21 protein-coding genes are annotated in these 23099 nt (G+C 70.4%); 2 read left to right on the top strand and 19 right to left on the bottom strand.

Translation table 11 applies throughout. The annotated features are described in order from the left end of the window. Positions 1-1890: 1890 nt before the first annotated feature. Positions 1891-3945, bottom strand: a complete 2055-nt coding sequence (gene flhA, locus ACQP00_RS46760; RefSeq protein WP_433210095.1) for a flagellar biosynthesis protein FlhA — start codon at positions 3943-3945, stop codon at positions 1891-1893. Positions 3946-4055: 110 nt separating this feature from the next. Between flhA and ACQP00_RS46755 the strand changes: the two genes are divergently transcribed. Next, entirely contained in the window at positions 4056-5312 is a 1257-nt protein-coding gene (locus ACQP00_RS46755; protein WP_433210093.1) for an EAL and HDOD domain-containing protein, read from the top strand. A 3-nt stretch (positions 5313-5315) separates the two neighbouring features. After that, entirely contained in the window at positions 5316-6410 is a 1095-nt protein-coding gene (locus ACQP00_RS46750; protein ID WP_433210091.1) for an EscU/YscU/HrcU family type III secretion system export apparatus switch protein, read from the top strand. A 136-nt stretch (positions 6411-6546) separates the two neighbouring features. Here the strand turns inward: ACQP00_RS46750 and ACQP00_RS46745 are convergent, their stop codons facing one another. From ACQP00_RS46745 to fliG, 18 genes are all read right to left on the bottom strand, one after another. Next, positions 6547-7317, bottom strand: a complete 771-nt coding sequence (locus ACQP00_RS46745) for a flagellar biosynthetic protein FliR (protein WP_433210089.1) — start codon at positions 7315-7317, stop codon at positions 6547-6549. Further along, complete coding sequence (fliQ, locus tag ACQP00_RS46740) at positions 7307-7582, bottom strand: flagellar biosynthesis protein FliQ (RefSeq protein WP_433210087.1); 276 nt, start codon at positions 7580-7582, stop codon at positions 7307-7309. The genes ACQP00_RS46745 and fliQ overlap by 11 nt, the downstream gene beginning before the upstream one ends. A gap of 17 nt (positions 7583-7599) precedes the next feature. Then, a complete protein-coding gene (gene fliP / locus ACQP00_RS46735) occupies positions 7600-8364 on the bottom strand; it encodes a flagellar type III secretion system pore protein FliP (protein ID WP_433210085.1) in 765 nt (254 codons plus the stop codon). 26 nt (positions 8365-8390) lie between these two features. Continuing rightward, complete coding sequence (gene fliO, locus ACQP00_RS46730) at positions 8391-8690, bottom strand: flagellar biosynthetic protein FliO (RefSeq protein ID WP_433210083.1); 300 nt, start codon at positions 8688-8690, stop codon at positions 8391-8393. A gap of 17 nt (positions 8691-8707) precedes the next feature. Continuing rightward, complete coding sequence (gene fliN, locus ACQP00_RS46725) at positions 8708-9457, bottom strand: flagellar motor switch protein FliN (protein ID WP_433210081.1); 750 nt, start codon at positions 9455-9457, stop codon at positions 8708-8710. Continuing rightward, positions 9454-10470 carry a flagellar motor switch protein FliM gene (locus tag ACQP00_RS46720; protein WP_433210079.1) on the bottom strand — a complete coding sequence of 339 codons (1017 nt, stop codon included), beginning with the start codon at positions 10468-10470 and terminating at the stop codon, positions 9454-9456. The genes fliN and ACQP00_RS46720 overlap by 4 nt, the downstream gene beginning before the upstream one ends. Before the next feature lie 101 nt (positions 10471-10571). Beyond that, on the bottom strand, positions 10572-11027 hold the full coding sequence (locus ACQP00_RS46715) for a flagellar basal body-associated FliL family protein (protein WP_433210077.1): 456 nt from the start codon (positions 11025-11027) through the stop codon (positions 10572-10574). A 14-nt stretch (positions 11028-11041) separates the two neighbouring features. Further along, on the bottom strand, positions 11042-11944 hold the full coding sequence (locus ACQP00_RS46710; protein ID WP_433210075.1) for a flagellar motor protein MotB: 903 nt from the start codon (positions 11942-11944) through the stop codon (positions 11042-11044). Positions 11945-12046: 102 nt separating this feature from the next. Then, complete coding sequence (locus tag ACQP00_RS46705; protein ID WP_433210073.1) at positions 12047-12817, bottom strand: flagellar motor protein; 771 nt, start codon at positions 12815-12817, stop codon at positions 12047-12049. Positions 12818-12823: 6 nt separating this feature from the next. Beyond that, complete coding sequence (locus ACQP00_RS46700; protein ID WP_433210071.1) at positions 12824-13108, bottom strand: flagellar FlbD family protein; 285 nt, start codon at positions 13106-13108, stop codon at positions 12824-12826. A 76-nt stretch (positions 13109-13184) separates the two neighbouring features. Continuing rightward, positions 13185-14408, bottom strand: coding sequence for a flagellar hook protein FlgE (locus ACQP00_RS46695; RefSeq protein WP_433210069.1), 1224 nt, complete (start codon positions 14406-14408; stop codon positions 13185-13187). A gap of 16 nt (positions 14409-14424) precedes the next feature. Next, the gene (locus ACQP00_RS46690) at positions 14425-15129 is read right to left on the bottom strand and encodes a flagellar hook capping FlgD N-terminal domain-containing protein (protein ID WP_433210067.1); all 705 of its coding nucleotides are present in this window, start codon (positions 15127-15129) and stop codon (positions 14425-14427) included. 129 nt (positions 15130-15258) lie between these two features. Beyond that, positions 15259-18219, bottom strand: a complete 2961-nt coding sequence (locus tag ACQP00_RS46685) for a flagellar hook-length control protein FliK (RefSeq protein WP_433210065.1) — start codon at positions 18217-18219, stop codon at positions 15259-15261. After that, positions 18216-19475 (bottom strand): lytic transglycosylase domain-containing protein, encoded by a 1260-nt coding sequence (locus ACQP00_RS46680; protein WP_433210063.1) that lies wholly within the window; start codon positions 19473-19475, stop codon positions 18216-18218. Before ACQP00_RS46680 ends, ACQP00_RS46685 begins: the two co-directional genes overlap by 4 nt. Continuing rightward, positions 19472-19903 carry a cell envelope biogenesis protein TolA gene (locus ACQP00_RS46675; RefSeq protein ID WP_433210061.1) on the bottom strand — a complete coding sequence of 144 codons (432 nt, stop codon included), beginning with the start codon at positions 19901-19903 and terminating at the stop codon, positions 19472-19474. The genes ACQP00_RS46680 and ACQP00_RS46675 overlap by 4 nt, the downstream gene beginning before the upstream one ends. Then, the gene (locus tag ACQP00_RS46670; protein WP_433210059.1) at positions 19903-21219 is read right to left on the bottom strand and encodes a FliI/YscN family ATPase; all 1317 of its coding nucleotides are present in this window, start codon (positions 21217-21219) and stop codon (positions 19903-19905) included. The genes ACQP00_RS46675 and ACQP00_RS46670 overlap by 1 nt, the downstream gene beginning before the upstream one ends. Beyond that, entirely contained in the window at positions 21216-22070 is an 855-nt protein-coding gene (locus ACQP00_RS46665) for a FliH/SctL family protein (protein WP_433210057.1), read from the bottom strand. The genes ACQP00_RS46670 and ACQP00_RS46665 overlap by 4 nt, the downstream gene beginning before the upstream one ends. Next, on the bottom strand, positions 22054-23064 hold the full coding sequence (gene fliG, locus ACQP00_RS46660; protein WP_433050940.1) for a flagellar motor switch protein FliG: 1011 nt from the start codon (positions 23062-23064) through the stop codon (positions 22054-22056). Before fliG ends, ACQP00_RS46665 begins: the two co-directional genes overlap by 17 nt. Positions 23065-23099: the final 35 nt, after the last annotated feature.

Genomic DNA, 23099 nt, shown 5'->3' with positions numbered 1-23099 from the left:
GGCGGGCCGGTCGGCCGCGCCCCACCGGTCCAGGCCGGCGGCGGGGGCACCGGGCCCCGCGGGAAGGCGCCACCCATGAGCCCGAGCGACGCTGCCCGGCTCGGCGGCGGTGATCCTGGCCGCCCACGCGCACCACTTCTGGAATCCGGCGCGTCGCGGGTTCCGTTAGGCGGCGCGTCTTGGGTTCCGTAGGGCGGTGCGTAGCGGGCTTCGTAAGGCGGAGCGTCGCGGGTTTCATAGGGCGGCGCGTTGTGGGCGAAGCGGGCCGGTGTGTCGCGGCCGAAGTGCGAGGGTGTGGCGGGGCTCGGCGGGGCGTACCGCAGGCCGCGGCCACCCGGACGGCCGGACGCGTAGCGCAGTGCGTCGCCCGTCGGGATCGGGGTGCCGGCCGGGGGTGGTGGTCCCCAGCCCGCGGTCGGACGGCCCCAGGCGGCGGTGGACAGGTCGGTCGCCGCGGCCGTGGGGATGCGGGTGGGGTCCCGCAGCGCACTTCGTTGTGCGGCCCAGGAATCGGTACGGTCGGGCAGCCAGGACGGCGTCCCCTCGGCCCACGACTCGAGTCGTTCGAGCTGGCTCCAGTCCACCTCGATCGCGGGTGGATCGGCTAGCAGCCGCGGCCGCACGGGGGCCGGCGGGGGGACTTGCGGGCGGAATCGCTCGGCCGCCGCCTGACTCGCGATCGGCCCGGGTGCGAGTGTCGGCGAAGGAAATGGCGGGACACCACGCAGCGGCTCGGCCGCGGTGGCCGGCGAGACAGGCGCGGCCGCGGGTGTCGATGGGACAGACAAACCGACCGGCTCACTGAGCATCTCGGCAGCCGCGAGCGGTGCATCCTCGGAAGACGCGCCCGCGGGCGACGCAGCATCGGATAACCCAGCCACAGATGCCGCGCCGGGCGATACAGGTGCGGAGGACACAGGTTCGGGGGACGCGGCCGCGGGCGGTGCGGCCGGGCGGATGCTCGGTGGTGTCGCCGGCGTCCAACCAGCGGGTGGCGAGGTCGGCTTCGCCGGAGAAGTGGGCGGCCTCACGGGCGCCTTCTCAGCGGCCTTGGTAGACGCAGCCTTAGCCGTCGCCGCCTTCGCAGGCGACCGCGCGGGAACTGCAGCCGGTGGAGCGGAAGCCGGGGGAGCGGAGTCCGGGGAAACAGCGCCCGGAGGAGCGGAGGCCGAGGGAAAAGCGGGTGCAGCAGAGGACGGAGCAGCCGCGGACTTGGCCGGTGTCTGTGAAGCCGGCGCGGCATCAGAAGCCGCCTTCACCACAGGCGGCTTCTTCGGACCCGCCGCCTGCACCGCGGCCGGAGGAGGCGGCGGCGTCATCCCCAGCTTCGCAACAGGCTGATCAGACCCAGGCCGGAACGGCCGCACCGAAGGCGCCGCCGACTCAGCAACCGCCGCCGAAGAACCCGAAGAACCCTGAGAACCCGGGGAAGACGAAGGACCCGTAGAAGACGAAGGACCCGAAGAAGAGGAAGGCCGCCCCGCAGTATCGGCTCCGAGAAGGCGGTGCAAAGCGTCCGCAGCCGTAGCCGGCCGAGCCGGAGGAACCGAAGACTGCGCCTCCGCGAGCAATTCGGCGAAGGCGGAAGCAGCCGTAGGGTTTTCGCCCCGCCGCTCGGCCGCGTCCGCCATCGCGGCCAGATCCTCGATGGTGATCTGGCGTTTCGGCGTGTCGTCTTGGTCTGCGGCCGGAACAGATGGTTCAGTGTTCTCAGGCGATGATGCAGCAACGGCGGGAACAGCGTCCGGAACTTCGACCGTCAGCTCGTATTTCTGGGTGCCGAAAAGGCCGCCGACACCACCGGACCGAACCTTTTCGGCCGAGATGATGACAGCGTCAGGCCCGTGCTCGTCGCGTACTTGCGCGAGCAGTTCCTCGAGGTCACGACCCTCAAGCAGCAACCGGGTAGGCACCGTTCACCACCCCAATAGTCTCAATTCGCAGCGTACTCCCGGCGATCTCTGAGTACGACAGAACCGGCAAACGCGGCAGCGCCATCTGCACCAGGCGCCGCAATGCGTTGCGCAGTTGTGGGGAACAGACGAGAACGGGACTGACGCCGCGTTCCTCGCCCTGTTCGGTAAGGCGCGTGAGGTCGGCCAGAATCGACTCGGCGCGGCCGGTGTCGATGAGCAGTTGCAGGCCGTTGTCGGTCGGGCGCATCGATTCCAGCAGCTGCTGTTCCAGCCTGGGCTCCAACGTGATGGCGGTCAGCGTGCCGTCCTGCGAATAGCGGTTGGCGATGGCCGGGCCGAGCGAGGCGCGGGCCGCCTCCAGCAGGGCGTCGGGGTCGGTGGACTGCTTGGCCTGCAGCGACAGTGCCTCGAAGATGCGCACCAGGTCGCGGATCGGCACGCCCTCGTCGAGCATCCCGGCGAGCACCTGCTGGACCTGGCCGAGGCTGAGCACGGCCGGGGTCAGCTCCTCCACGACGACCGGGTGCGAGCGGCGGACCACCTCGGCGAGCGCGCGCACGTCCTCGCGGCCGAGCAGGCGGCTCGCGTGGACGCGGACGATCTCGGCCAGGTGCGTGATGATGACCGACGCGCGGTCGACGACGGTGGCGCCGGTGAGGTCGGCCTGGTGCCGCAGTTCGGCCGGGACCCACTTGCCGGCCAGGCCGAAGACGGGTTCGACGCCGGCCCGGCCGGGCAGGAAGTCCAGGCCGTCGCCGATCGCGAGGACGGTGCCGGGCGGGGCCTGGCCGCGGCCGACCTCGACGCCGCTGATCCGCACCACGTACGTCGACAGCGGCAGGTCCAGGTCGTCGCGGGTGCGCACGGGCGGCATGACGATGCCGAGTTCGAGGGCGACCTTGCGGCGCAGCGCGCGGACGCGTTCGAGGAGGTCGCCGCCGCTGGCCTCGACGAGGTCGACGAGGTCGGGGGCGAGGGCCAGCTCGAGCGGATCGACCCGCATCTCGTTGAGCAGGACCTCGGTCGGGTCGGGCGGGGCCGCCGCCTCGGCCTCGGCGGCGGCGATCGCGGCCTGGTCCTCGGCCGACGGCTCGGTCTTCTTGGGCAGCCGGAAGGCGATGGCCAGCACGCCGCCGCCGGCGATCAGGAACGGCAGCTTCGGCAGGCCCGGCACCAGGCACAGGGCGAGCGCCGCGCCGCCGCCGATCAGCAGCGCGTTGCGGTGCTGGCTGAGCTGCTTGGCCACGGTCGAGCCCATGTCGCCGTCGTTGGCCGAGCGGGTGACGATGAGGCCGGTGGCGACCGAGAGCAGCAGGGCCGGAATCTGCGAGACCAGGCCGTCGCCGACGGAGAGCAGCGAGTACGTCGTGATCGAGTCGGCCGGCGAGAGCCCGCGCTGCAGCATGCCGATCGCGAAGCCGCCGATCAGATTGACCATCGTGATGATGATGGCCGCGATCGCGTCGCCCTTGACGAACTTCGACGCGCCGTCCATGGCGCCGTAGAAGCTGGCCTCGGAGGTCACCTCGGTGCGCCGCTTGCGCGCGGTCGCCTCGTCGATGAGCCCGGCGTTGAGGTCGGCGTCGATCGCCATCTGCTTGCCGGGCATGGCGTCGAGGGTGAACCGCGCGCCGACCTCGGCCACCCGCTCGGCGCCCTTGGTGATGACGATGAACTGGATGATGAACAGGATCAGGAAGATGACCAGGCCGACGATGAGCGAACCGCCGACGACGAAGTGGCCGAACGCGTCGATGACGTTGCCGGCGAAGCCGTTGGTGAGCACCAGCCGGGTCGCGCTGATGTTCAGGGCCAGCCGGAACAGCGTCGCGATGAGCAGCAGCGAGGGGAACGCGGAGAAGTCGAGGGCGCGCTTGACGTACATGCTGACGAGCACGATGACGAGCGCCAGGGTGATGTTGGCGGCGATGAGCGCGTCGAGTATGAACGCCGGCAGCGGCACGACCATCATCAGGATGATCAGCACGATGCCGATCGGCACGACGTACTGCGAAAGCCGCTTCGGCACCGCCCGCTGTTCCCTTCCGAACCTCTGGTCGTTGTCCTCCCCATCGGTGGCGTACGGGTACTTCTGAGGGTTTTCCTTTGGTTGCAGCGCCAGGTGCCGATCGTTCGTGCGTGCAGCCCGCGACAACCCCCACCCGGACCGACTCCACCCAGTTGGTGCACATCGGCCGCCAGCCCATCTACGACTGGGGCGGCCATGTGGTGGGCTACGAGCTGCTCTTCCGCGGCGCCGCCGAGGACATCGAGGCCACCCGGCGCAGCTCGTACGCGACGAGCCAGGTCATCGTCAACGCGTTCACCGAGTTCGGCCTGGAGCAGCTCGTCGGCGGGCGCAAGTGCTTCATCAACCTCACGCGCGAGTTTCTCGTCGGGGACCTGCCGCTGCCGTTCGACCCCGACCACGCGATCCTGGAGATCCTGGAGACCGTCGAGATCGACGGCGCGGTGCTGTCGGGCACGGCCCGGCTCGTCGAGCAGGGGTACGAGATCGCGCTGGACGACTTCGTGTTCGGCCTCGGCCACGAGCGGCTGCTGGGCCTGGCCGCGTACGTGAAGCTCGACCTGCTGATCCGCGAGCCCGAGGAGCTGGCCGAGGTCGTCGAGCAGTGCCGGCACTACCCCGGCGTCAAGCTGGTCGCCGAGCGGCTGGAGACCGAGGAGCACATCCTGCTGGCCAAGCGCTTCGGGTTCGACCTGCTGCAGGGCTACGCGGTCGGCCGCCCGCAGGTGCTCAGCGCGGTGGCCCTGTCCCCGTCGCGTTTGCGCCGGCTGGAGCTGCTCGGCGCGGTCACGGCCGAGGACGCGGACCTGGCCAAGGTCGTGTCGATCGTGCAGAGCGACCCCGCCCTCTCGTACCGTGTGCTGCGCGCGACGAACTCCGCCGCCAGTGGCCTGCCGCGCCGGGTGGGGTCCGTGCGCGACGCCGTGGTACTGCTGGGCTCGGCCAAGATCCGGCAGTGGGCCGCGCTCATGCTCGTCAGCGACGTGGCCGAGTCGGCGTCCGAGGAACAGCTGTCGGCGACGATGGCCCGGGCGCGGCTGTGCCAGACGGTGGCCGAGCGGCTGAACCTGTCGGGGGAGGCGGCGTTCACCGTCGGGCTGCTGGCCGGGGTGGCCGAACTGATCAGCGAGCCGATCGCCGAGATCGCGGCCCGGCTGCCGCTCACGGTGGAGATCGTCGAGGCGCTCGTCGACGGCCACGGCCGGCTGGGCCAGGTGCTGGCCACGGTCAAGGCCTACGAGCTGGCCGACGAGCAGGCCCTGGCCGCCTCGCCGGTGTCCTCGAGCGAGCTCGCGAAGGCGTACCTCTCCGCGGTGGGCTGGTCGATGAAGACCATCGAGGGCGCCCTGGGGACCAGCGCGGGGTAGGTCGTGGCCGGCGAGAAGACCGAGCAGCCTACCGAGCAGAAGAAGCGGCAGGCCCGGCGCGAGGGCACCCGGGCCCGCACGCCCGATCTCGGCGCGTGGGGCGGGGTGCTGCTGGCCAGCTTCCTCATCCCGACGATGGCGCGGGAGCTGGCGACGCGCACCCAGTCGATGTTCCACCGCAGCACGCAGGCGTTCATCGACCCGGAGCCGGCCAAGGCCATCGAGCTGGCCAAGGCCGGGGCCAAGGACATGCTCATCATCGCCGCGCCGATCACGGTCGGGCTGTTCGCGTTCGCGATCCTGGCCTCGGCGGCCCAGGGCGGCCTGCGCCCGGCGACCAAGCTGTTCAAGCCGGACTTCAAGCGCCTCAACCCGTTGAAGGGCCTGAAGAAGACCTTCGGCGGCCAGGCGGCGTGGGAGTCGGTCAAGTCGCTGGCCAAGGTGATCGTGCTCGGACTGGTCGTCTACAACACGATGAAGAGCCTCGTGCCCGCGTTGTTGTCGGCGACGACGGTACCGCTGCAGACGATCATCGGCATGGTCGCGAGCACCGTCATGCGCGTCGTGCGGGTCGCCGCCGCGACCGGCCTCGTGCTCGCCTTCGCCGACTACTTCGTGGCCAAACGCCGGGTCAACAAGCAGCTGAAGATGTCGAAGGAGGAGGTCAAGGAGGAGCACAAGAAGTCCGAGGGCGACCCGCACGTCAAGGGCCAGATCCGGTCCCGGCAGTTCGCGATGGCCCGCAGCCGCATGATGGCCGACGTGCCGTCCGCCGACGTCGTGGTGACGAACCCGACGCACGTGGCGGTCGCGCTCAAGTACGAGCCGGACAAGGGCGCGCCGCGGGTGGTGGCCAAGGGCACCGAGCTCATCGCCGCGAAGATCCGCGAGGTGGCGACCGAGCACCGGGTGCCGATCGTGCAGGACGTGCCGCTGGCCCGCGCGCTGTACGCGGCCTGCGAGATCGGCGACGAGATCCCGGCCGAGCTGTTCGGCGCGGTCGCGCGGGTGCTCGCGTTCATCATGATGCTCAAGTCAAAGGGCTCAGCCGCCGGCGTCCACACCAACGTCCTAGGCCCGGCCCCCGGCCCCGACTAGGAGTCGGTGCTTCTTTTCGCTCCGACTGGGAGTCGGTGCTTCTTTTGAGGGGGTGTGGGTGGAGCTTGCTCCCCCACTGCTCTTCAGGACATCGAGGGGTTTACCCCGCTGCCAGGGCGCCCATACAGTGGGTGGCCTAGCTTCCGCTGTACAGGCGCAGCGTGAGCTCGATCGCCCGCGTCGTGAGGTTCACCATCGCGTTGGGCAGGAGCATCATCGCGGTACCGGCGATGGAAAGGGTCAGGAAGATCTTCGCCGGGAAGCCGAAGGAGAACGGGTTCAGGGCCGGCGCGGCCCGGGTCAGCAGCCCCAGCGCGACGTCCACGGCCAGCATGATGGCGATCAACGGCGCCGCGATCTGCAGGCCGGCCAGGAACATCTGGCCGGCGCCGGTCGTGACGAGCTGGGTGAAGTGGGCCATCGACATCGTGCCGTTGAGCGGGATCGCGGTGAACGACGACGTGAAGCCGCGCAGGATCAGCTGGTGGGCGTCCGTGGCGTACATGATGGCCATGGTGATGAGGCCGTAGAACCGGCCGAAGACGGCGTTGCCCTGCAGGGAGAACGGGTCCATCGCGAAGGCCAGCGTGAAGCCGCCGACGAGGTCGATGAGGTTGCCCGCGATCTGCGTCGCGGCGAAGATCATCATGGTCAGGAAGGCGAGCGCGGCGCCCACCGCGGCCTGCTCGATCGCGTTGGTGACCAGGAACCCGGCCGACATGTCCGCGGGCACCTGGTTGGCCAGCTTCGAGGCCAGCGGCAACGCGATCGCGACGGACAGCAGCGCCTTGACCGTCTGCGGGGTGCCCCGGTTGCTGAACGGCGGGGTCAGCGTCAGCCACACGCCCGTGCGGATGGCGGCCAGCAGGACCGCGATGACCGTGTTGAGCGAGAGGTCAAGCGCCATTGATCAGGTCGGGGATCTGGGCGTAGAGCTGCTCGGTGTACGCCACCATCTCGTGCAGCATCCAGTTGCCGGAGATGACCAGGGCGGCCCCGATGGCGGCGGCCTTGGGCACGAAGCTCAGCGTGCTCTCCTGGATCTGGGTGACGGACTGGAACAGCGACACCGCGAAGCCGACGATGAGCGCCGTCAGCAGCACGGGCGCGCCGAGCTTGGCGGCGATCGTCATCGCCTGCAGGGACAGTTCGATGATCTTCGTATCGGTCATCAGGGACACACCTCGGATCAGCCGCGGTAACTGGCCACCAGCGCGGTGAGGATCAGCCCCCACCCGTTGACGAGCACGAACAGCAGCAGTTTGAAGGGCAGGGCGATCGTGACCGGGGGCAGCATCATCATGCCCAGGCTCATCAGGGCGGCCGAGACCACCATGTCGATCACCAGGAACGGGATGTAGATGACGAAGCCGATGATGAACGCGGCCCGCAGCTCCGAGAGCACGAACGCCGGGATGAGCGTCGTCATCGGTACGTCGTTCTTGTTCTTCGGCGCGGGCCGGTCGGCGATCTTGGTGAAGAGGGCGATCTCGTCCCGGCGCGTCTGCTTGAGCATGAAGTCGCGCAACGGGGCCGAGCCGTCCTTGAACGCCACCGACTGCGTCTTCTCGCCGTGCAGGTAGGGCTGGAGGCCGTCCTTGTTCACCGCCGAGAGCGTCGGCGACATGATGAACAGGCTGATGAACAGGGCCAGGCCGGCGATGACCTGGTTGGGCGGGACGTTGCTCAGGCCGAGCGCGTTGCGGGTGATGGACAGAACCACGAAGACCTTGGTGAACGAGGTCATCGTGAGCAGCAGCGCGGGCGCCACCGACAACAGCGTGAGCGCGACCAGGATGGTGATCGACTGGCTGGGCTTCACGCCGTTGACGTCGATGTTGACCGTGCCGTCGGGCGAGCCGTCGATCACCGGAGCGGTTGGAGTGGCCGGAGGTTTCGGCGTCGGTACCGCCTCCGCGATGCCCGGTGACGCCAGCACCACGAGTGCGAGCACAAGCAGTACCGTCGCAGCCGCCTTTTTCACAGGATGCTCTTCCCGAACAGTTTGAGACCCGCACCGGTCGGCTCGGGCTCCGGGAACAGTGCGGCGTCGGCGTCGGCGAGCAGTGAAACGCCCTGGTCGGTGACGCCGAGCACGAGGGCGCGGTCGGCGACCTTGACGACCGCGACGGACGAGCCGCGGCTGAGCTGCTGGCGTGCCACCACGGTCAGATTCCCCCCGCCGCGGCCGGCGAGCGGGCGCCGCGCCAGCCGCATCAGCGCCCAGAGTATCGCGAACACTACGGTGAGTGAGCACAATACGCGCAGTACGAGTTCCATGGTGGTCGCTGCCGCCCCTAGGCCCGGTCGCTCGGGCCGACGATCTCGGTGATCCGGATGCCGAAGTTCTCGTCGATGACGACCACCTCGCCGCGCGCGATGAGCCGGCCGTTGACCAGCAGGTCGGCCGGGCCGCCGGCCGCGCGGTCGAGCTCGATGACCGCGCCCGGGGCGAGGGAGAGCAGCTCGCGCACGCTCATCCGGGTCCGGCCCAGCTCGGCCGTGACCTCCATCTCGACGTCGTGCAGCAGGTCGAATGCGGGCGGGCCACCGCGGGCGCGCTCCGAGCGGTCGGCGTCCCCGGCGTCGCCGCCGTCGGCGCCCAGCACCTCCGCCGCCACCGAGAGCCCGACGACGGCCTGGACGCCGAGCTCACCGGCCTCGAGGGAAACCAGGACGCCGCCGGCGGCGACGAGCTCCCGCAGGGCCTGCCCGGGCTCCAGCAGCTCGCCCGGGTCGACCACCACCGGACCGAGCACGGCCGCGGCCGCCTCCAGCGCGGGGCGTACCGCCTGGCTCAGGTCCAGGCTGCCCATGGGCGAGTTGGCCAGGGCCTCGACGAGGTCCTGGGTGACGACGATCGCGACCTCGCCCTGGGCCGCGCCGGCGAACCGGGCGCGCACGGCCTGGCCGGTCACGGCCAGATCGTCGGCGTTCTGGGTGGGTGCACCGACGGAGAGCGGTGAGCTGGCGGGCAGCAGTGCCACGGCGGCCTGCGCGGCCGCCTCGGCCCGGGCCAGCGCGGCCCCGTTGGTACCGATCGTCATCGGCTGGTCTCCTCAGCGCGGTTCTTCATGCCGAGTTGTCCGGCAGGCCGGTGGGTCGGGCGTTGACCCGGCTGGGGGCTCGGCACCACCAGGCAGGCCATGCGGTTGCCCTGCGCGCCGGGCACGGCGTAGGCGAACGTGATGTCCGCGGTCACCACCGCGAGCGGCGTGGACGTCGAGTGGGCCAGCGGGACCACGTCGCCGGGCTGCAGCCCGATGAGGTCGGCGGGGTGCATCCGCACCGGCTGGAAGCGCACGGAGACCTCGATCGGGGCGCCCTCGAGGCCCGCAACGACATTACGGTACGCGGCCTCGCGCGCCGCCCGCTGCGCCTCCGTCAGGACCGCGTCGCCCCGTTCGCCCTGCAGCTTCGGAAAGATCGACCCGAACGGCAGGCAGATCGAGGCCACGCACTCCTCGGTGCCCACGCGCATCTCGAACGACGACACGATCACGGCGTCGGAGGCCGCTCCGGCCTGGGCGAACTGGGGGTTGTACTCGATCGTCGTCATCTTCGGCCGCAGCGCCACGATGCCCTCGAAGGCGTACCGCAGCTCGCCGAGCGTCCGCTCGATGAGGCCGTGCAGCAACGGCATCTCGATGTCGCTCAGCGGGCGCTGCGGCTGCGGGCCGCCGGGGCCGCCCAGCATGTGGTCGATGCAGGCCATGGCCGTGCTCAGGGAGAACTCCAGGATGGCGGTGCCGGGCAGGGGGTCGATGGAGAACATCGCGACGACCGTCGGGCTCGACAGGCCGGAGATGTACTCGTCGTAGGTGAGCTGCTCGATGGAGATGAGGCTGATCGAGGACACCGCGCGCAGGCTCGTGGTGAGCAGCGTGGCGTACTGGCGGGCGAAGGTCTCGTAAGCGATCTGGAGCGTGCGGATGTGCTCGCGGGACAGCTTGGTCGGGCGCCGGAAGTCATACGGCTCGGGACCGGAACTCTTGCCGCCGCGCCGGTGCATCCTGCCCGGCGTGCGGCCGCTACCGGTCGCGGACGTTGACTGCGTCACTCTCTTACCATCGGTCTTTTCGGGTCCAGGTTGACGTAAAACGGCCGAAACGGACCTGAAGGTTTCATCGGAAACCTCCAGGTCCGGCTCGGGGCTTGCAGCTACTGAATCACAAACGTCGTGAAGTAGACGTCCATAACCTCTTTCTTCTTGTCCTCCGTGTACGCCTTGACGACCGCCTCGACCAGCTTCTTCTTCGCGGCCTCGCGGCCCTCGGTGGTCAGCAGGGTGTCCTCGCTGACGTTGCTGAACTGCTCGATCGCGATGTCGAGGGCCTTGCTGCCGTCCGGGGCCTCGGCGGCGTCGGTGGTGGCCTGCAGGGTCATCTTGAGCTTCAGGTAGTGCCCGTCGGCCAGGTTGATGGTCACCGCGTCCAGCACGGACACGACGCCCGGTGTGGGCTCCGGCTCGGCCTCGGCCGTCTTGGGCTTGAACATCATGTACCCGCCGGCGCCGCCGCCCAGGACGACCAGCACGATGACGATGATCATGATGAGCTTCTTCTTGCCGCCGCTCTTCGCGGGGGTCTCTTCGGTGGTCTTCTCGTCCTTCGCCATGGTGTTCTACTCCCTCAGTTCGTTGAAGCCGAGGGCAGCAGCGCCCGGGTGTCGGCCGGTAGGTTGGACAGGACGATGACCTCGACGCGGCGGTTGAGGGTCTCGGCCCGGGGGTCGGTGCTGGGGTACAGGGGTTTGGTGTCGGCGAACCCGGCGGCCTGCAGCCGGTTGTCGGCGATGCCGGCGTCGGTGTGCAGCATCCGCACGACGGCCGAGGCGCGTGCTGAGGACAGTTCCCAGCCGGAGGGGTAGTTGCCGGTGCCCCCGGACAGCTGGTTGGTGTGCCCGTCGACCTCGATCTTGTTGGGCAGGGCGGCGATGGCCGGGCCGACGCCGTCGACGATCTTCTTGCCGGCGGTGAGGAGGTTGGCCTCGTTGCCGTCGAAGACGATCCCGGTGGTCACGATGGTGACGACCAGGCCGCGTTCGTCGACGGAGTACTTGACCTGGTCGGCCAGGCCCTGTTTGGCCAGTTCGGCGTCGATCTGTTCTTTGATCTTGTCGTAGTTCTTGACCTCGTCGGCGGCGGCCTGCTGGCGTTTGGAGGCGCTGGCGCGTTCCTTGGCCTGCACGGCGTCCTGTACGGCGGTGGCGTCGGAGGTGGTGCCGCCGATGCCGGAGGACAGGTCCATCGGCGAGTTGGAGTCCGACGACTCCATCAGGCTGGCCTCGCCGCCCTCGAACGCGACGGACGGGTTGCCGAAGCCGACCGCGAGGCCGTTCTTGAGTTCGGCGAACTTCTTCTGGTCGACCTGGGAGATCGCGAACAGCACGATGAACAGCACCATCAGCAGGGTCATCATGTCCGCGTAGGACACCAGCCACCGCTCGTGGTTCTCGTGCTCCTCCTCGTCGTGGCCGCCCTTTTTGTGCTTCGTGTGCGCGCCGGCCTTCGCCGCGTGTCCACCACCACTCATTTGGCGGCCCCCCTCCAGGTCGTTGTAACGCCGTCAGGGGTTACATCGGACCGACCGGAGGACACAAGAGTTCCGGGGTGGTGTCGTACGGGTGCGCGCAGGTTACGCGGCCTTCTCCTCCTTGGCGGCGCCCGGCGGCAGGAGGCTGCGCAGCTTCTGGGCCACGAGTCGCGGGTTGGCGCCGGCCTGGATGTTGATGATGCCGGCGATCACCAGCTCCATCTGGGCGACCTCGATCTCGGAGACGCGCTTGAGCTTCGCGCCCATCGGCAGCCACATGACGTTCGCGGACAGCACGCCCCACAGGGTGGCCACGAACGCGCCGGCGATCAGGTGGCCGAGCTTCTCCGGCTCGCTCAGGTTCTCCAGCACGTGGATGAGGCCGATGACGGTACCGATGATGCCGATGGTGGGTGCGTAACCGCCCATGGCCGTGAAGATCGCCGCGGCCTGCTTGTCGGCCTTCTTCTTGGCGTCCACCTCGGCCTCGAGAATGGCCGAGAGCTCCTCGGAGTCCGTGCCGTCGATCGCGAGCTGCAGGCCCTTCTTCAGAAAAGGGTCCTGCACCTCCTTCATGGCGTCCTCGAGGGCCAGCAGCCCTTCCCGCCGCGCCTTCTCGGCCAGCTTGACGATGTCGTCGACCAGCGCGTCGTACACCGCGGCCTTGCTCAGCAGCACCCGCTTGAACGAGTCCACCAGCGCGAGGGTGTCCTTGAGCATGCCGCCGGCCATCGCCGCGCCGAGGGTGCCGACGAACACCAGCACCAACGGCGGGACGAGGAAGATCGAGCCGGGGCTGCCGCCCTCCAGGATCATCGCGGCGAAGATCGCGATGAAGGCGAGGACGATCCCAGCGATGGTTGCCGGATCCATAGGTGCTCAGCGCTCCCGACGGTGCAGACGGACGACGTTGGTCTCCTTGACCAGCTCGGCGGCGGCCTCGGCCCGCTCCTCCGGTGTCTGCCCGACCATGTGCTGCGCCTCGACCACGACGGACGCGCGGTACTGCCGGGTCAGCGCCACCAGTTCGGGCAGCGACTCGGCGACGAGGTACTTGGTGCCGTCCACGAGGGTGATCACCGTGTCCGGGGTGCAGTCGGCCCGCTCGACCAGGTCTGGGTTGAGCGCGAACACCGGGCCGTTGAGACGGGTCAGCAGTATCACGGTGGCCTCCTAAGGCACTGGGCGACCGGCAATAGGCCAAGATCACGACCGACTGGGGCCGCCGTGGCGCCTGCTCTTACCGCTTCAGGTTCACCAGTTCCTGGAGCACATCGTCGGACGTGCTGATCACCTTGGAGTTGGCCTGGAAGCCGCGCTGGGCGACGATCAGGTTGGTGAACTCCTGGGCCAGGTCGACGTTGGACATCTCGACCGCGCCGGCCTGCAGCGTGCCGAGCCCGCCGGTGCCGGGTGAGCCGATCTGGGCCAGGCCCGAGTTCACGGTGAACCGGTACAGCGAGTCGCCGACCTTCTCCAGGCCCGGCGGGTTGTTGAAGTTGGCCAGGCCGAGCTGGGCGATGGTCTGCTTGTTGCCGTTGGAGAACACGCCGACCAGCTGACCGTCCGGGTTGATGCTGAAGGACTGCAGCGTCGCCGCCGGGGCGCCGTTCTGGCTCAGCGGCTGCACCGTGGTGTTGCCGGTGTACTCGGTGAGCCCCGCGAGGTCCACACCGATGCCGGCACCGGTGCCCATCGGGTCGTACATGATGCCGACCTTGGTGGCGCCGTTCTTGTCGGTGAAGGTGGGGCCGGTGATCTGCCCGTTGGTGCCGAACGTCAGCGCCGTCGGCCCGACCTGGTTGGTCCCGTCCGACAGCGTCAGCGACCAGGCGCCACCGGTGAAGTTGAACGTCTCGGTCAGCGTGACCGTGTTGCCCGTGACGTCGTACGTCTTGATCGACCGCGTGATCGTCGACGGGTCGGTCGCGTTGGCCGGCAGGTTGCCCGCGACGACCACGGTGTCCGTCGCCGTCGGCGCGATCAGCGTGCCCATCGGCAGCCGGATGTCGCCGATCGGGGCGTTGCTGTTGACCACCCCGTTGACCGCGGGCCAGCCCTGCACCGCGGCGCCGGTCGGGGTGACCAGCTTGCCCTCGGCGTCGAAGTTGAACGCGCCGGCCCTGGTGTACAGCTGCTCGTTCACCGAGTTCACCACGAAGAACCCGTCACCGGAGATCATGACGTCGGTGGGGCGGCCGGTGGTCTGGGCCGAGCCCTGGGTGAACACGGTGTTGATGGCGGCCATCCGCACGCCCAGGCCGACCTGGGCCGGGTTGGTGCCGCCGATCTCGGGCTGCGGCGCACCGGCGGCGCGCATCATCTGGCTCAGCGTGTCGGCGAAGACCGTCTGTGAAGCCTTGTACCCCACGGTGTTCACGTTGGCGATGTTGTTGCTGGTGACGTCGAGCATCTGCTGGTGGGCGCGCAGGCCGCTGATGCCGGAGAAGAGTGAGCGGAGCATGTGGGGTGGTTTCCTTTCAGGACGGCTTGCTGGGCGACGGCGGCTGGCTTCCCGCTTGTTGCTGCTGGCCTCCCGCTTGCGTCGGCTGCTGCTGCGTGCCTTGCGCCGGCTGCTGGCCTCCCGCTTGCGTCGGCGGCTGCTGCTGCGTGCCTTGCGTCGGCGCGGTTTGCGGGTTCCCCGGCTGCGTGCCTTGCCCGGGCTGCTGGCTGCTTCCCGGTTGTGCGCCTTGCGCGGGCGCGGTTTGCTGCGTCGCCGGTGTGGTTTGCGGCGTCGCGGGCGTGGGGGCGTTTTGTCCCGTTTGCGGCGGCGCGGCCTTGTCGGTCACTTCGCTCACGCTGGCCAGGGGTACGTCGGTGTTGCCCACATGCAGCGTGGGCGGCCCGGCGGTGAAGAACTTGGCCGACGTGACCACGCCGGTGAGGGCCTTGCCGTCGGCGCCCGCGTACGTGACCGTCTTGCCGATCAGGTTGCTCGCCCCGAGCTGCAGCTGGGCGTTGAGCAGACTCTGCTCGGCCTCGGCGACGTCGTTGAGCTTCTCGAGCGTCGAGAACTGCGCGGTCTGGGCCAGGAACTCCCGGTTGTCCATGGGGTTGCTGGGATCCTGGTACTTCAGCTGCGTCACGAGCAGCTTCATGAACGCGTCCTTGCCCAGCTCGCCACCCGGCTTCGCGGGCCCGTCCGAGTCGTCCTGCTTCTTGGTCGGCGCATTCGTCTTCGGCACATAGTCGGCGACGTTGCCACTGACCGGCGTCGGCGCGGTGATGGCAGACTCCCTTGTTCGCGCTTCTGGTCCCTGTCGGCGCGCATCCGTGCAGCGGTCGGGGTGTCGTCCCTGATCCCCGGGCCCCGTCTAGAGCCGTACGTCCAGCGGTCCGTCCTCCACCGGCTCAACCGAACCGGACGACGGGTCCCGCGCGCCCGTTTCGACGCGTTCGGGCGCTCGTTGTTGTGATCGTCCCTCCGGCTGCCAACCTGAGAAATGTTGCGATCCGTTGCCGGAGAAGGAGCCATGCTGGTCCAGTTCGAGCACACACTGATCGAACCCGGCCGCACTGAGGTCCTGCCGCAACTCGGGCAGCGCCGCCTGCAGCGCCTCCTGCCCAGCCTCGAGATCGGCCCGCAACTGCACGGCGATGGACCCGTCCCGCACCTCGGCGACAATGCTGACCGGCCCCAGCGACTCGGGCTTGAGCCGCAACGTCATCCGATGCACCCCGTCCGCCCCCTTCCGCAACGGCGACAACACACTCACCAACTGCGGCGCCACACTGGCCCAGGCCCCGGGCCGATCGAGCAGCGACCCGTCCACGGTCCCGCCGCCCACACCCCCGATGACCGCGGCAAAGGCACTCCCACCGGCCCCGCCTCCGCCGGCACCACCCTGCGGATTGCCCCCCGCCCCGGACCGCCCGCTCCCCGTCGCGTCACCCCCGGCCCCGCTGTTCACAACGGCGCCGAGATTCAAGAAAACCCCCGCATTGGTACCGCCGGCAGCCACCCCATCCGCCGCCACCGCACCATCCCCGTCCGTAAGCCTCGCCCCGTTCCCGCGCCCGCCACCGTCAACACCCCGCAGCCCCCCGGCGAGCCCAAAGCCGGCCACGACCGCACTCACATCGCCCCCAGCGTTCCCAGGCCCGACCCCGAGGTGCGCGACGCTGTCCGCCCCATTCGCCGGATCGCCCAGCCCAGAACGATCAGCGGGCGCGGCAAGCACCGAGGCCGCTCGAACGCCGACGCCCGGCAGCCCGGTGCCCGAACCGTCCGCGGCAAGGATGGCCGAGTTCCCGCTGGAGCCGACCGTGGGCCCGGCACCCTGTGCGCCCGGGATGCTCGCCGATTGGTCGGTCCCTGCCTGGGCGGTGATCGGCGCGGCGATCGGCACCGGAATGACCGGCCCGGAATTGGCGGAACCGGGATCGAACGCTCCGTTGTTCGACGAATCACCGGGATAGGTCGTGCCCTGGTTGGCCGTGCCGAGGATGGTCGCGCTGTTGTTGGACAAGCCGCCGCCGGCATAAGTCATGCCTTGACCAGCCGTGCCGACATCGTTCGCGCCGGAGTTGTTCGCACCTGGGTTGTCTGCCCTGGGGTCGGTCGCTCCGGGATGGGCCTGGCCACCGGAATGGGTCGCGCCCTGGTTGTCCGAGCCGGAATTGATCGAGCCGAGAATATCTGCGCCTGGGATGGCTGTGCCGGAGTTGGCCGCGACAGGGTCGTTCGTGCCCAAGTTGTTCGCGCGCGAGTTGGCACCGTCCGAATTGGCCGCGCCAGCGTTGGCACCGCCGGTGTTGGTCGCACCGGGGTGGGTCGCGCCTTGGTTGGTCGTGCCCTGGTTGGCCGTTCCGGGAGTCCCCGCATCGGAAATCCCTGCACCGGGAATGGCTGTGCCGGGGTCCGTCGTGCCGGAGTTGCCCGCGCCGAGGGCGGCTTCGCCGGGGTTGCCTGCACCGGGATCGGCCATTCCGGGGGTGGGCGCGCCGGGGATGGTCGTGCCGCCCGAGTAGGCCGCGATGCCAGGAATGGTCGGGCTGCTCGAATAGGCCGCGATGCCGGGAGCAGCCGGGGCCGGAACGTTCGAAGCGGGGACCGTTCCGCCCGGGTAGATCGCGCCCGGATCGTTTGCGCTCGAGTTCATCGCGCCCGGATCGTTTGCGCTCGAGTTCATCGCGCCCGGATTGTTTGCGCTCGGGTTCATCGCGCCCGGATTGGTCGCGCCCGGGTTCATCGCGCCTGAGCGGATCCCGGCCGGGTCAACCGCGCCCGGACCGGTCGCGCCGAGCCCCGTCGCGCCGAGGCCGGTCTCGTCAGCGTTGATCGCGCCCGCGTTGATCCCGCTCGGAGGCGCGGCCGAGCCGGCGGTGGCAGATGCGGCTGTCAGGGAAGCCTGGCCGAGGAGCTCGCGAGCGAAGGCACCGGTGGCGACGGATTCGGTGGTAATGGTGCCGTCGGGGTTGAGGAGGGCAGCTTCGACCAGTACGCCGGTGCCGGGGCCAAAGGTCGTGGGCTCCGCGGCCATGGCAGCCACGGCGAGCTTGGCCTCCAGATCAGCCGCGAGCGCATTGCGGAGCATGACGTCGGCCGAGGCGGCCATAGGTGAGGCAACACCGGTGCCGGAGCGGGTGGCGGTCCCGGTGGCGGACAGGCGGGCGGCCAGGTCCTGGGCCATCGCCTGCGCGGTATTGCCGGCTGCCCCGGATTGCCGCGCGGGTGCGCCGTCGGTGGTGACCGTCGTGGCCGCGACGACCGAAACCTGCGATGCGGTGACGGGCTCGGCGACCTGGTTCGGGTCGAGCGCGGTGGGTTCCGGACGGGCCGCAACGCGCTTGGAGCCGCCGCGCGCCACGGTGGTACCGCCGTCCCGCGCCTCCCCGCCGTCCCGCCCGGCAACGGTACGCGATCGGGCAGCGTCACCAACTGCGGCACCGCGAGCCGCAGCATCCCGCGCAGCCGCGGCGTTCCGAGCGGCAATGGCGTCCCGTGCGGCCAGGGCGTCTCGTGCAGCCAACGCATCTCGTGCGGCCAAGGCGTCACGCGCGGCCGCGGCATCTCGGGTGGCCAATGCGTCGCGGGTGGTGGTGGCGTTGCGGAGGGCGTCGGCCAAGGGGGCGGTGTCGCGGGCCAGAGAGTAGGGCTCGCGCCGCACGCGGGAGCGGAGTTCTTCCTGGGTGAAGCGGGGGCGCACCATCAACGCCTCCGCGCGTTGGGCGGCGGCCAGGGTGTCGGCGAAGCTGTCGTCCGAAGTGGACGCTGTGCTCGGGGAACCGGTCGATGAGGTGGTGCGGTTCGCGGCCGCGGTGGCGGGGATCATGCCAGGAGCCCTCCGTCCGAAGTGGACTCAGTGGACAACAGGGATGCCAGCGAGGGCGACGTCGCGCCGCCCAGGAACGATGAGCCCCCGCCGAGCAACGACGAGGCGCCCAGCAGGGACGAGGCGTCCGAAGCAGGGGAGGCGCCCAGCAACGACGCGGCGTCCCCGCCCAGCGATGAAGAGCCCAGCAATGAAGAGCGCAGGGATGGAGCGTCGAGCGGCGAAGCGGCCAGTGGCGACGAGGCGCCCAGTGAGAGCGCTGCCAGGGCGGAGGGGGTCAAGGTGGTGGACTCCGTTGCGTGGCGGGTGGCGGTCAGTGCGGCCAGTGCGGCCTTCACCTTCGGGATGTAGGCCTGGGTCTCGGCGAAGGGCGGAATCCCGCCGTACCGGCTCACCGCGCTGCCCCCCGCGTTGTAAGCCGCCAAGGCCAGCTCCACGCTGCCGAACTGCTTCAAGTGGGACGACAGCAGCCTCGCCGCGCCGTCGACGGCCTGGGCCGGGTTGAGGGCGTCGACGCCAAGACCTCGGGCGGTGGACGGCATGATCTGCATCAGGCCCTGCGCGCCCGCGCGGCTCACGGCGTTCGGGTTGTAGCCCGATTCCACCTTCGCCACCGCGGCCAGCAAGGCCGGGGGGACGCCGTAGCGGAGGCCGGCGGACTGGAAGAGGGCGGCGTACGGTACCGACTCCGGTAGTTGGGTGGTGGACAACGCGGCGGGGCGCAGGGCCGGGGTGGTGCTCACCGGGATGACGCGGCGGATGGCCGTCGGGTGGCCCGTCACGCGCTCCGTCTTGACCACCTCGCCGGTGTGCGGGGCGACGACCATGGTGTTGTTGCCCGCGTAGATGGCGATGTGGTTCACGGGGCGGCCGAACGCGAGCAGGTCGCCCGGGCGGGCCTGGGACAGCGACGGGACCGCCGTGCCGAAGCTGGCCTGGTCGCGCGCGGTGCGAGGGAGCTTGATGCCCACGTCGGCGTAGGCGCGCTGGACCAGGCCCGAGCAGTCCAGGCCGCTCTCGGGGGTGTTGCTGCCGAATTTGTACGGCGTCCCGGCATACTTCTGCGCCGCTTCCACCACGGCGGTGCCGGAGATGGGGGTGGTGCGTCCATACGCGGGCGCGGCCGTGGCGGCGCCGTCGACCTCGGAGCGCAGGGCGTTCGCGAAGCCCGACGCGGCGTCGGTCGCGGTGGGGCGGTGCAGGCCCAGCATCGAGCGGATCTCGTTGATGCGGGACTGGGCTTCCAGCACGGTCACGTGTCGTCCCCCCGGAACGAGCCGGACGTGGTGATGTCGTCGACGGCCTTCTCCTCCGCGGCCGCCTCCGTGCGTTTGCGGGTCAGGTCGTGGCGCTCCTGGAGCTTCTCCATGATGCGGCGCTGCACGGCGGCGTCGGTGAGTTCGCGCATGCGCTCCTCGACCGTCTCGTCGGCCACTTCGCTCAGGGCGATCGCCGCGGCCACCTCGCCGGCGAGGGCCTGGCGGGCGGTGAGCGTCGCCGCGTACGCCGCGGCCGTGGCGTTGTTCGGCACCGCGCGGCCGTCGAGGTCGCGCTCGCGCGCGCGGACGCGTTGGACGGCGGCCGTGGCGTCGGCTCTTGCCCGTACAACTGCTGCTTTTGCGATGTCTTCCTGCGCCTTGCGGGCCCGCAGCACGGCGCCCAGCCGGAATCCGCTTTTCGCCATCAGCCACCTGCCAGAAGTGCTTCGAGCATCTGCCACGCCCGGGGTGCCGGGGTGGTGTCGTCCATGTCCTGCCGGAGGAAGTCGTTGATGCGCGGCCACAGCTCCTGCGCGCGGTCGGCGTCGGGGTTGGTGCCCGCCTGGTACGCCCCGATCTCCACCAGCTCCCGCACGTCCCGCTGCGCGGCGAGCATCCGGCGCAGCGCGGTCGCGTTCGCCTTCTGCTCGCGGGTCGTCACGGCGCCCGCGACGCGGGAGATGGACTCCAGCACGTCGATGCTGGGGAAATGGCCGGACGTCGCGAGGCGGCGGTCGAGGGTGATGTGGCCGTCGAGGATCGAGCGCGCGGAGTCGGCGATCGGCTCGTTGTGGTCGTCGCCCTCGACGAGCACCGTGTACAGGCCGGTGATGCTGCCCACCGGGGCCGGTCCGGCCCGTTCGAGGAGCCTGGGGAGCAGGGCGAAGACGCTCGGCGGGTAGCCCCGGGTGGCCGGCGGCTCGCCCGCGGACAGGCCGACCTCGCGCTGGGCCATGGCCGTGCGGGTGAGGCTGTCCATGAGCAGCAGGACGTCCTGGCCGCCGTCGCGGAAGTACTCGGCGATGCGGGTGGCCACGAACCCGGCGCGCAGGCGCACGAGCGGCGGCTGGTCGGAGGTGGCGATGACCACGACCGAGCGTGCGAGTCCCTCCGGGCCCAGGTCGTTCTCGATGAACTCGCGGACCTCGCGCCCGCGCTCGCCGACCAGGCCGATGACCGAGATTTCCGCGTCGGTACCGCGGGTGATCATCGACATGAGCGAGCTCTTGCCGACGCCGGAGCCGGCGAAGATGCCCATCCGCTGCCCGCGCCCGCACGGCACCAGGGTGTCCAGCGCGCGGACGCCCAGCGACAGGGGCTCCATCACGCGGCCGCGCTCCAGCGCGATCGGCGCCTCGTTCTCCACCGACACCTGCTCCAGGCCGATGAGCGCCGGGCCGTTGTCCATCGGGCGGCCGAGCCCGTCGAGGATGCGCCCGCGCAGCTGCGGCCCGACCGGGATCTGCAACGGCGCGCCGGTACTGCTCACCGGGCTCCCGGTCCCGATCCCGACCAACGGGCCGAGGGGAAGGCAGGCGAGGCGGTCGCCGTTGAGCGAGACCACCTCGGCGGGCACGACCGCGCCGCGCGCCGGGTCGCCGATCTCGACCAGGTCGCCGACGCTGCCCTCGACCCCGGCCACGGTGACGGACAGGCCGACGATCGACACGACCCGGCCGGTGACGCGCGGGTGCGCGGCGTGCGCGGCCGCGGCGAGGCGGGCCGATAGCGCGGATGTCACTGCTGCAAGACCTCCCGGACCCGGTCGAGCGCGGGGCCCAGCCGGGCGTCGACGGTCGTGGCGTCGCACAGCGCCACCGCGTCGCCGGGCTGCAGGCCCGGATCGTCCACGAGCGTCACCGTGCGGCCGTCCATGACCAGTTCCGTCTGGCCAATCGTCAGCCGATCGGCCGGGTTGAGCCGTACGGTCACCGGACTTGCCGACGGCGCCAGCTCGAGCGCCCGGGCGAGCGCCTCCCGCCCCGGCTCGGTCGCGGTGCGCAGCTCCCGGGTCAGCACCGCCTCGGCGATCGCGAACGCGGTGGCGATGATCTGCTCCTCGATGTCCTGCGCGGACGCGACCGCGCGCCCTTCGAGGGCCGCCGCGGCCTGGCCGATGGCGTGCAGGGCCCGATCGGCGCGCAGCCGCTGCATCTCGGCGAACTCCCCGGCCTCGCGGGCGACCCGGTCCGCCTCGGCGGCGGCGGCCTCGCGGGCCTCGCGCACGCCCTGGGCCCAGCCGGCCGCGTACCCGGTCGCCTCCGCCTCGCCCCGCCACCGCTCCAGCAGCTCGGGCGGGATCGGCTCGCGCTCGCGCAGGTCGACGTCGAAGCGGGCGGACGGCGCCGTGCCGGCCCGGTCGTCGCGCAGCACGCTCTCGCCGAAGCGCACCGTCGGCGGCCGCTCGGGCGGCGGGAAGGCGCGCGTGGCCGGGGTCGTCGGCGGGGGAGGGGGCGGCGGGAAGGCCGGCCGCGGCGGACCGGCCGGCTTGCGCTCCGGCGGTGGGAAGGCGAGCGGGAGTTCGCCCGGCGCCGCGGCGGGGAACTCGGCGGGGGAGAACTCGGCGGGGGAGAACTCAGCCGACGAACTCATCGTCCTCGCCCCTGCTGATCACGATCTGGCCGGACTCCTCGAGCGTGCGGATCGCCTGGACGATCTTGGCCTGGGACTCCTCGACCTGGCGCAGCCGCACCGGGCCGAGCATCTCGATCTCGTCGGCCAGGTTCTCGGCGGCGCGCTCGGAGAGGTTCTTCATGACCTTCTGGCGCACCTCCTCGCGCACGCCCTTGAGCGCGGTCGCGAGGTCGTTGGTCTCCACCTGCCGCAGCACGAGCTGGATGGAGCGGTCGTCGAGGCTCACGATGTCCTCGAACATGAACATCTTGGAGCGGATCTCCTCGGCCAGCTCCGGGTTGCGCCCGGCGAGGCCCTCCAGGATGAGCCGCTCGGTCGCGCGGTCGGTGCGGTTGATGATCTCGACCAGCGGCTCCAGGCCGCCGACGGCGGAGAGGTCGCTGGGTTGCAGGACCGAGGACATCTTGCGTTCGAGGGTGGCCTCGACCTGGCGGATGATGTCGGGCGAGGTCCGGTCCATGACGGCGATGCGGTGCGCGACGTCGGCCTGCAGCTCCGGGGCGAGGCCGGAGAGGATCTGCGAGGCCTGGGTGGCGGTCATGTGCGCGAGGACGAGCGCGATCGTCTGCGGGTGCTCGTCCTGCAGGAACGACAGCAGCTGGCGCGGGTCGGCCTGGCCGAGGAAGCCGAACGGCACGTCCATGAAGACGGTGTTGAGCCGTCCCACGATCTCGCCGGCCCGCTCCCGCCCGAGCGAGGCCTCCAGCAGGTCGCGGGCGAAGTCCATGCCGCCCTGGCCCACGTACTTGTGCCCGGTCGCCATGTCGTGGAACTCCTCGAGCACCACGTTGGCGACGTCCGACTCGACCTGGCCCAGTCGCACGATCTCGGCGGTGAGCTCCTCGACCTCCGCCTCCCGGAGGTGCGCCATGATCTTGGCGGCCTCCTCCTTGCCCATCTGTACGAGCAGGATGGCGGCCTTGCGCAGCCCCGTCATCTCACCCGCGACCATCTAGCACCTTTCGCCCACCGAAAGCACCGGTAAAA

Source organism: Dactylosporangium sp. CS-047395 (assembly GCF_050942185.1).
Taxonomy (GTDB): domain Bacteria; phylum Actinomycetota; class Actinomycetes; order Mycobacteriales; family Micromonosporaceae; genus Dactylosporangium.
Note: the sequence above shows the minus strand (reverse complement) of the source record. Positions and strands in the feature narration are given on the sequence as shown.

Excerpts from the sequence above, each read along its gene's own strand:
- ACQP00_RS46705 (WP_433210073.1), bottom strand. The coding sequence starts at position 12,817 with ATGGATCCGGCAACCATCGCTGGGATCGTCCTCGCCTTCATCGCGATC.
- ACQP00_RS46745 (WP_433210089.1), bottom strand. The coding sequence starts at position 7,317 with ATGGCGCTTGACCTCTCGCTCAACACGGTCATCGCGGTCCTGCTGGCC.
- ACQP00_RS46695 (WP_433210069.1), bottom strand. The coding sequence starts at position 14,408 with ATGCTCCGCTCACTCTTCTCCGGCATCAGCGGCCTGCGCGCCCACCAG.
- fliN (WP_433210081.1), bottom strand. The coding sequence starts at position 9,457 with ATGACGATCGGTACCAACGGGGCCGCGCTGGCCCGGGCCGAGGCGGCC.
- ACQP00_RS46685 (WP_433210065.1), bottom strand. The coding sequence starts at position 18,219 with ATGATCCCCGCCACCGCGGCCGCGAACCGCACCACCTCATCGACCGGT.
- fliQ (WP_433210087.1), bottom strand. The coding sequence starts at position 7,582 with ATGACCGATACGAAGATCATCGAACTGTCCCTGCAGGCGATGACGATC.
- ACQP00_RS46715 (WP_433210077.1), bottom strand. The coding sequence starts at position 11,027 with ATGGCGAAGGACGAGAAGACCACCGAAGAGACCCCCGCGAAGAGCGGC.
- ACQP00_RS46665 (WP_433210057.1), bottom strand. The coding sequence starts at position 22,070 with ATGAGTTCGTCGGCTGAGTTCTCCCCCGCCGAGTTCTCCCCCGCCGAG.
- fliG (WP_433050940.1), bottom strand. The coding sequence starts at position 23,064 with ATGGTCGCGGGTGAGATGACGGGGCTGCGCAAGGCCGCCATCCTGCTC.
- ACQP00_RS46675 (WP_433210061.1), bottom strand. The coding sequence starts at position 19,903 with ATGGCGAAAAGCGGATTCCGGCTGGGCGCCGTGCTGCGGGCCCGCAAG.
- ACQP00_RS46710 (WP_433210075.1), bottom strand. The coding sequence starts at position 11,944 with ATGAGTGGTGGTGGACACGCGGCGAAGGCCGGCGCGCACACGAAGCAC.
- fliO (WP_433210083.1), bottom strand. The coding sequence starts at position 8,690 with ATGGAACTCGTACTGCGCGTATTGTGCTCACTCACCGTAGTGTTCGCG.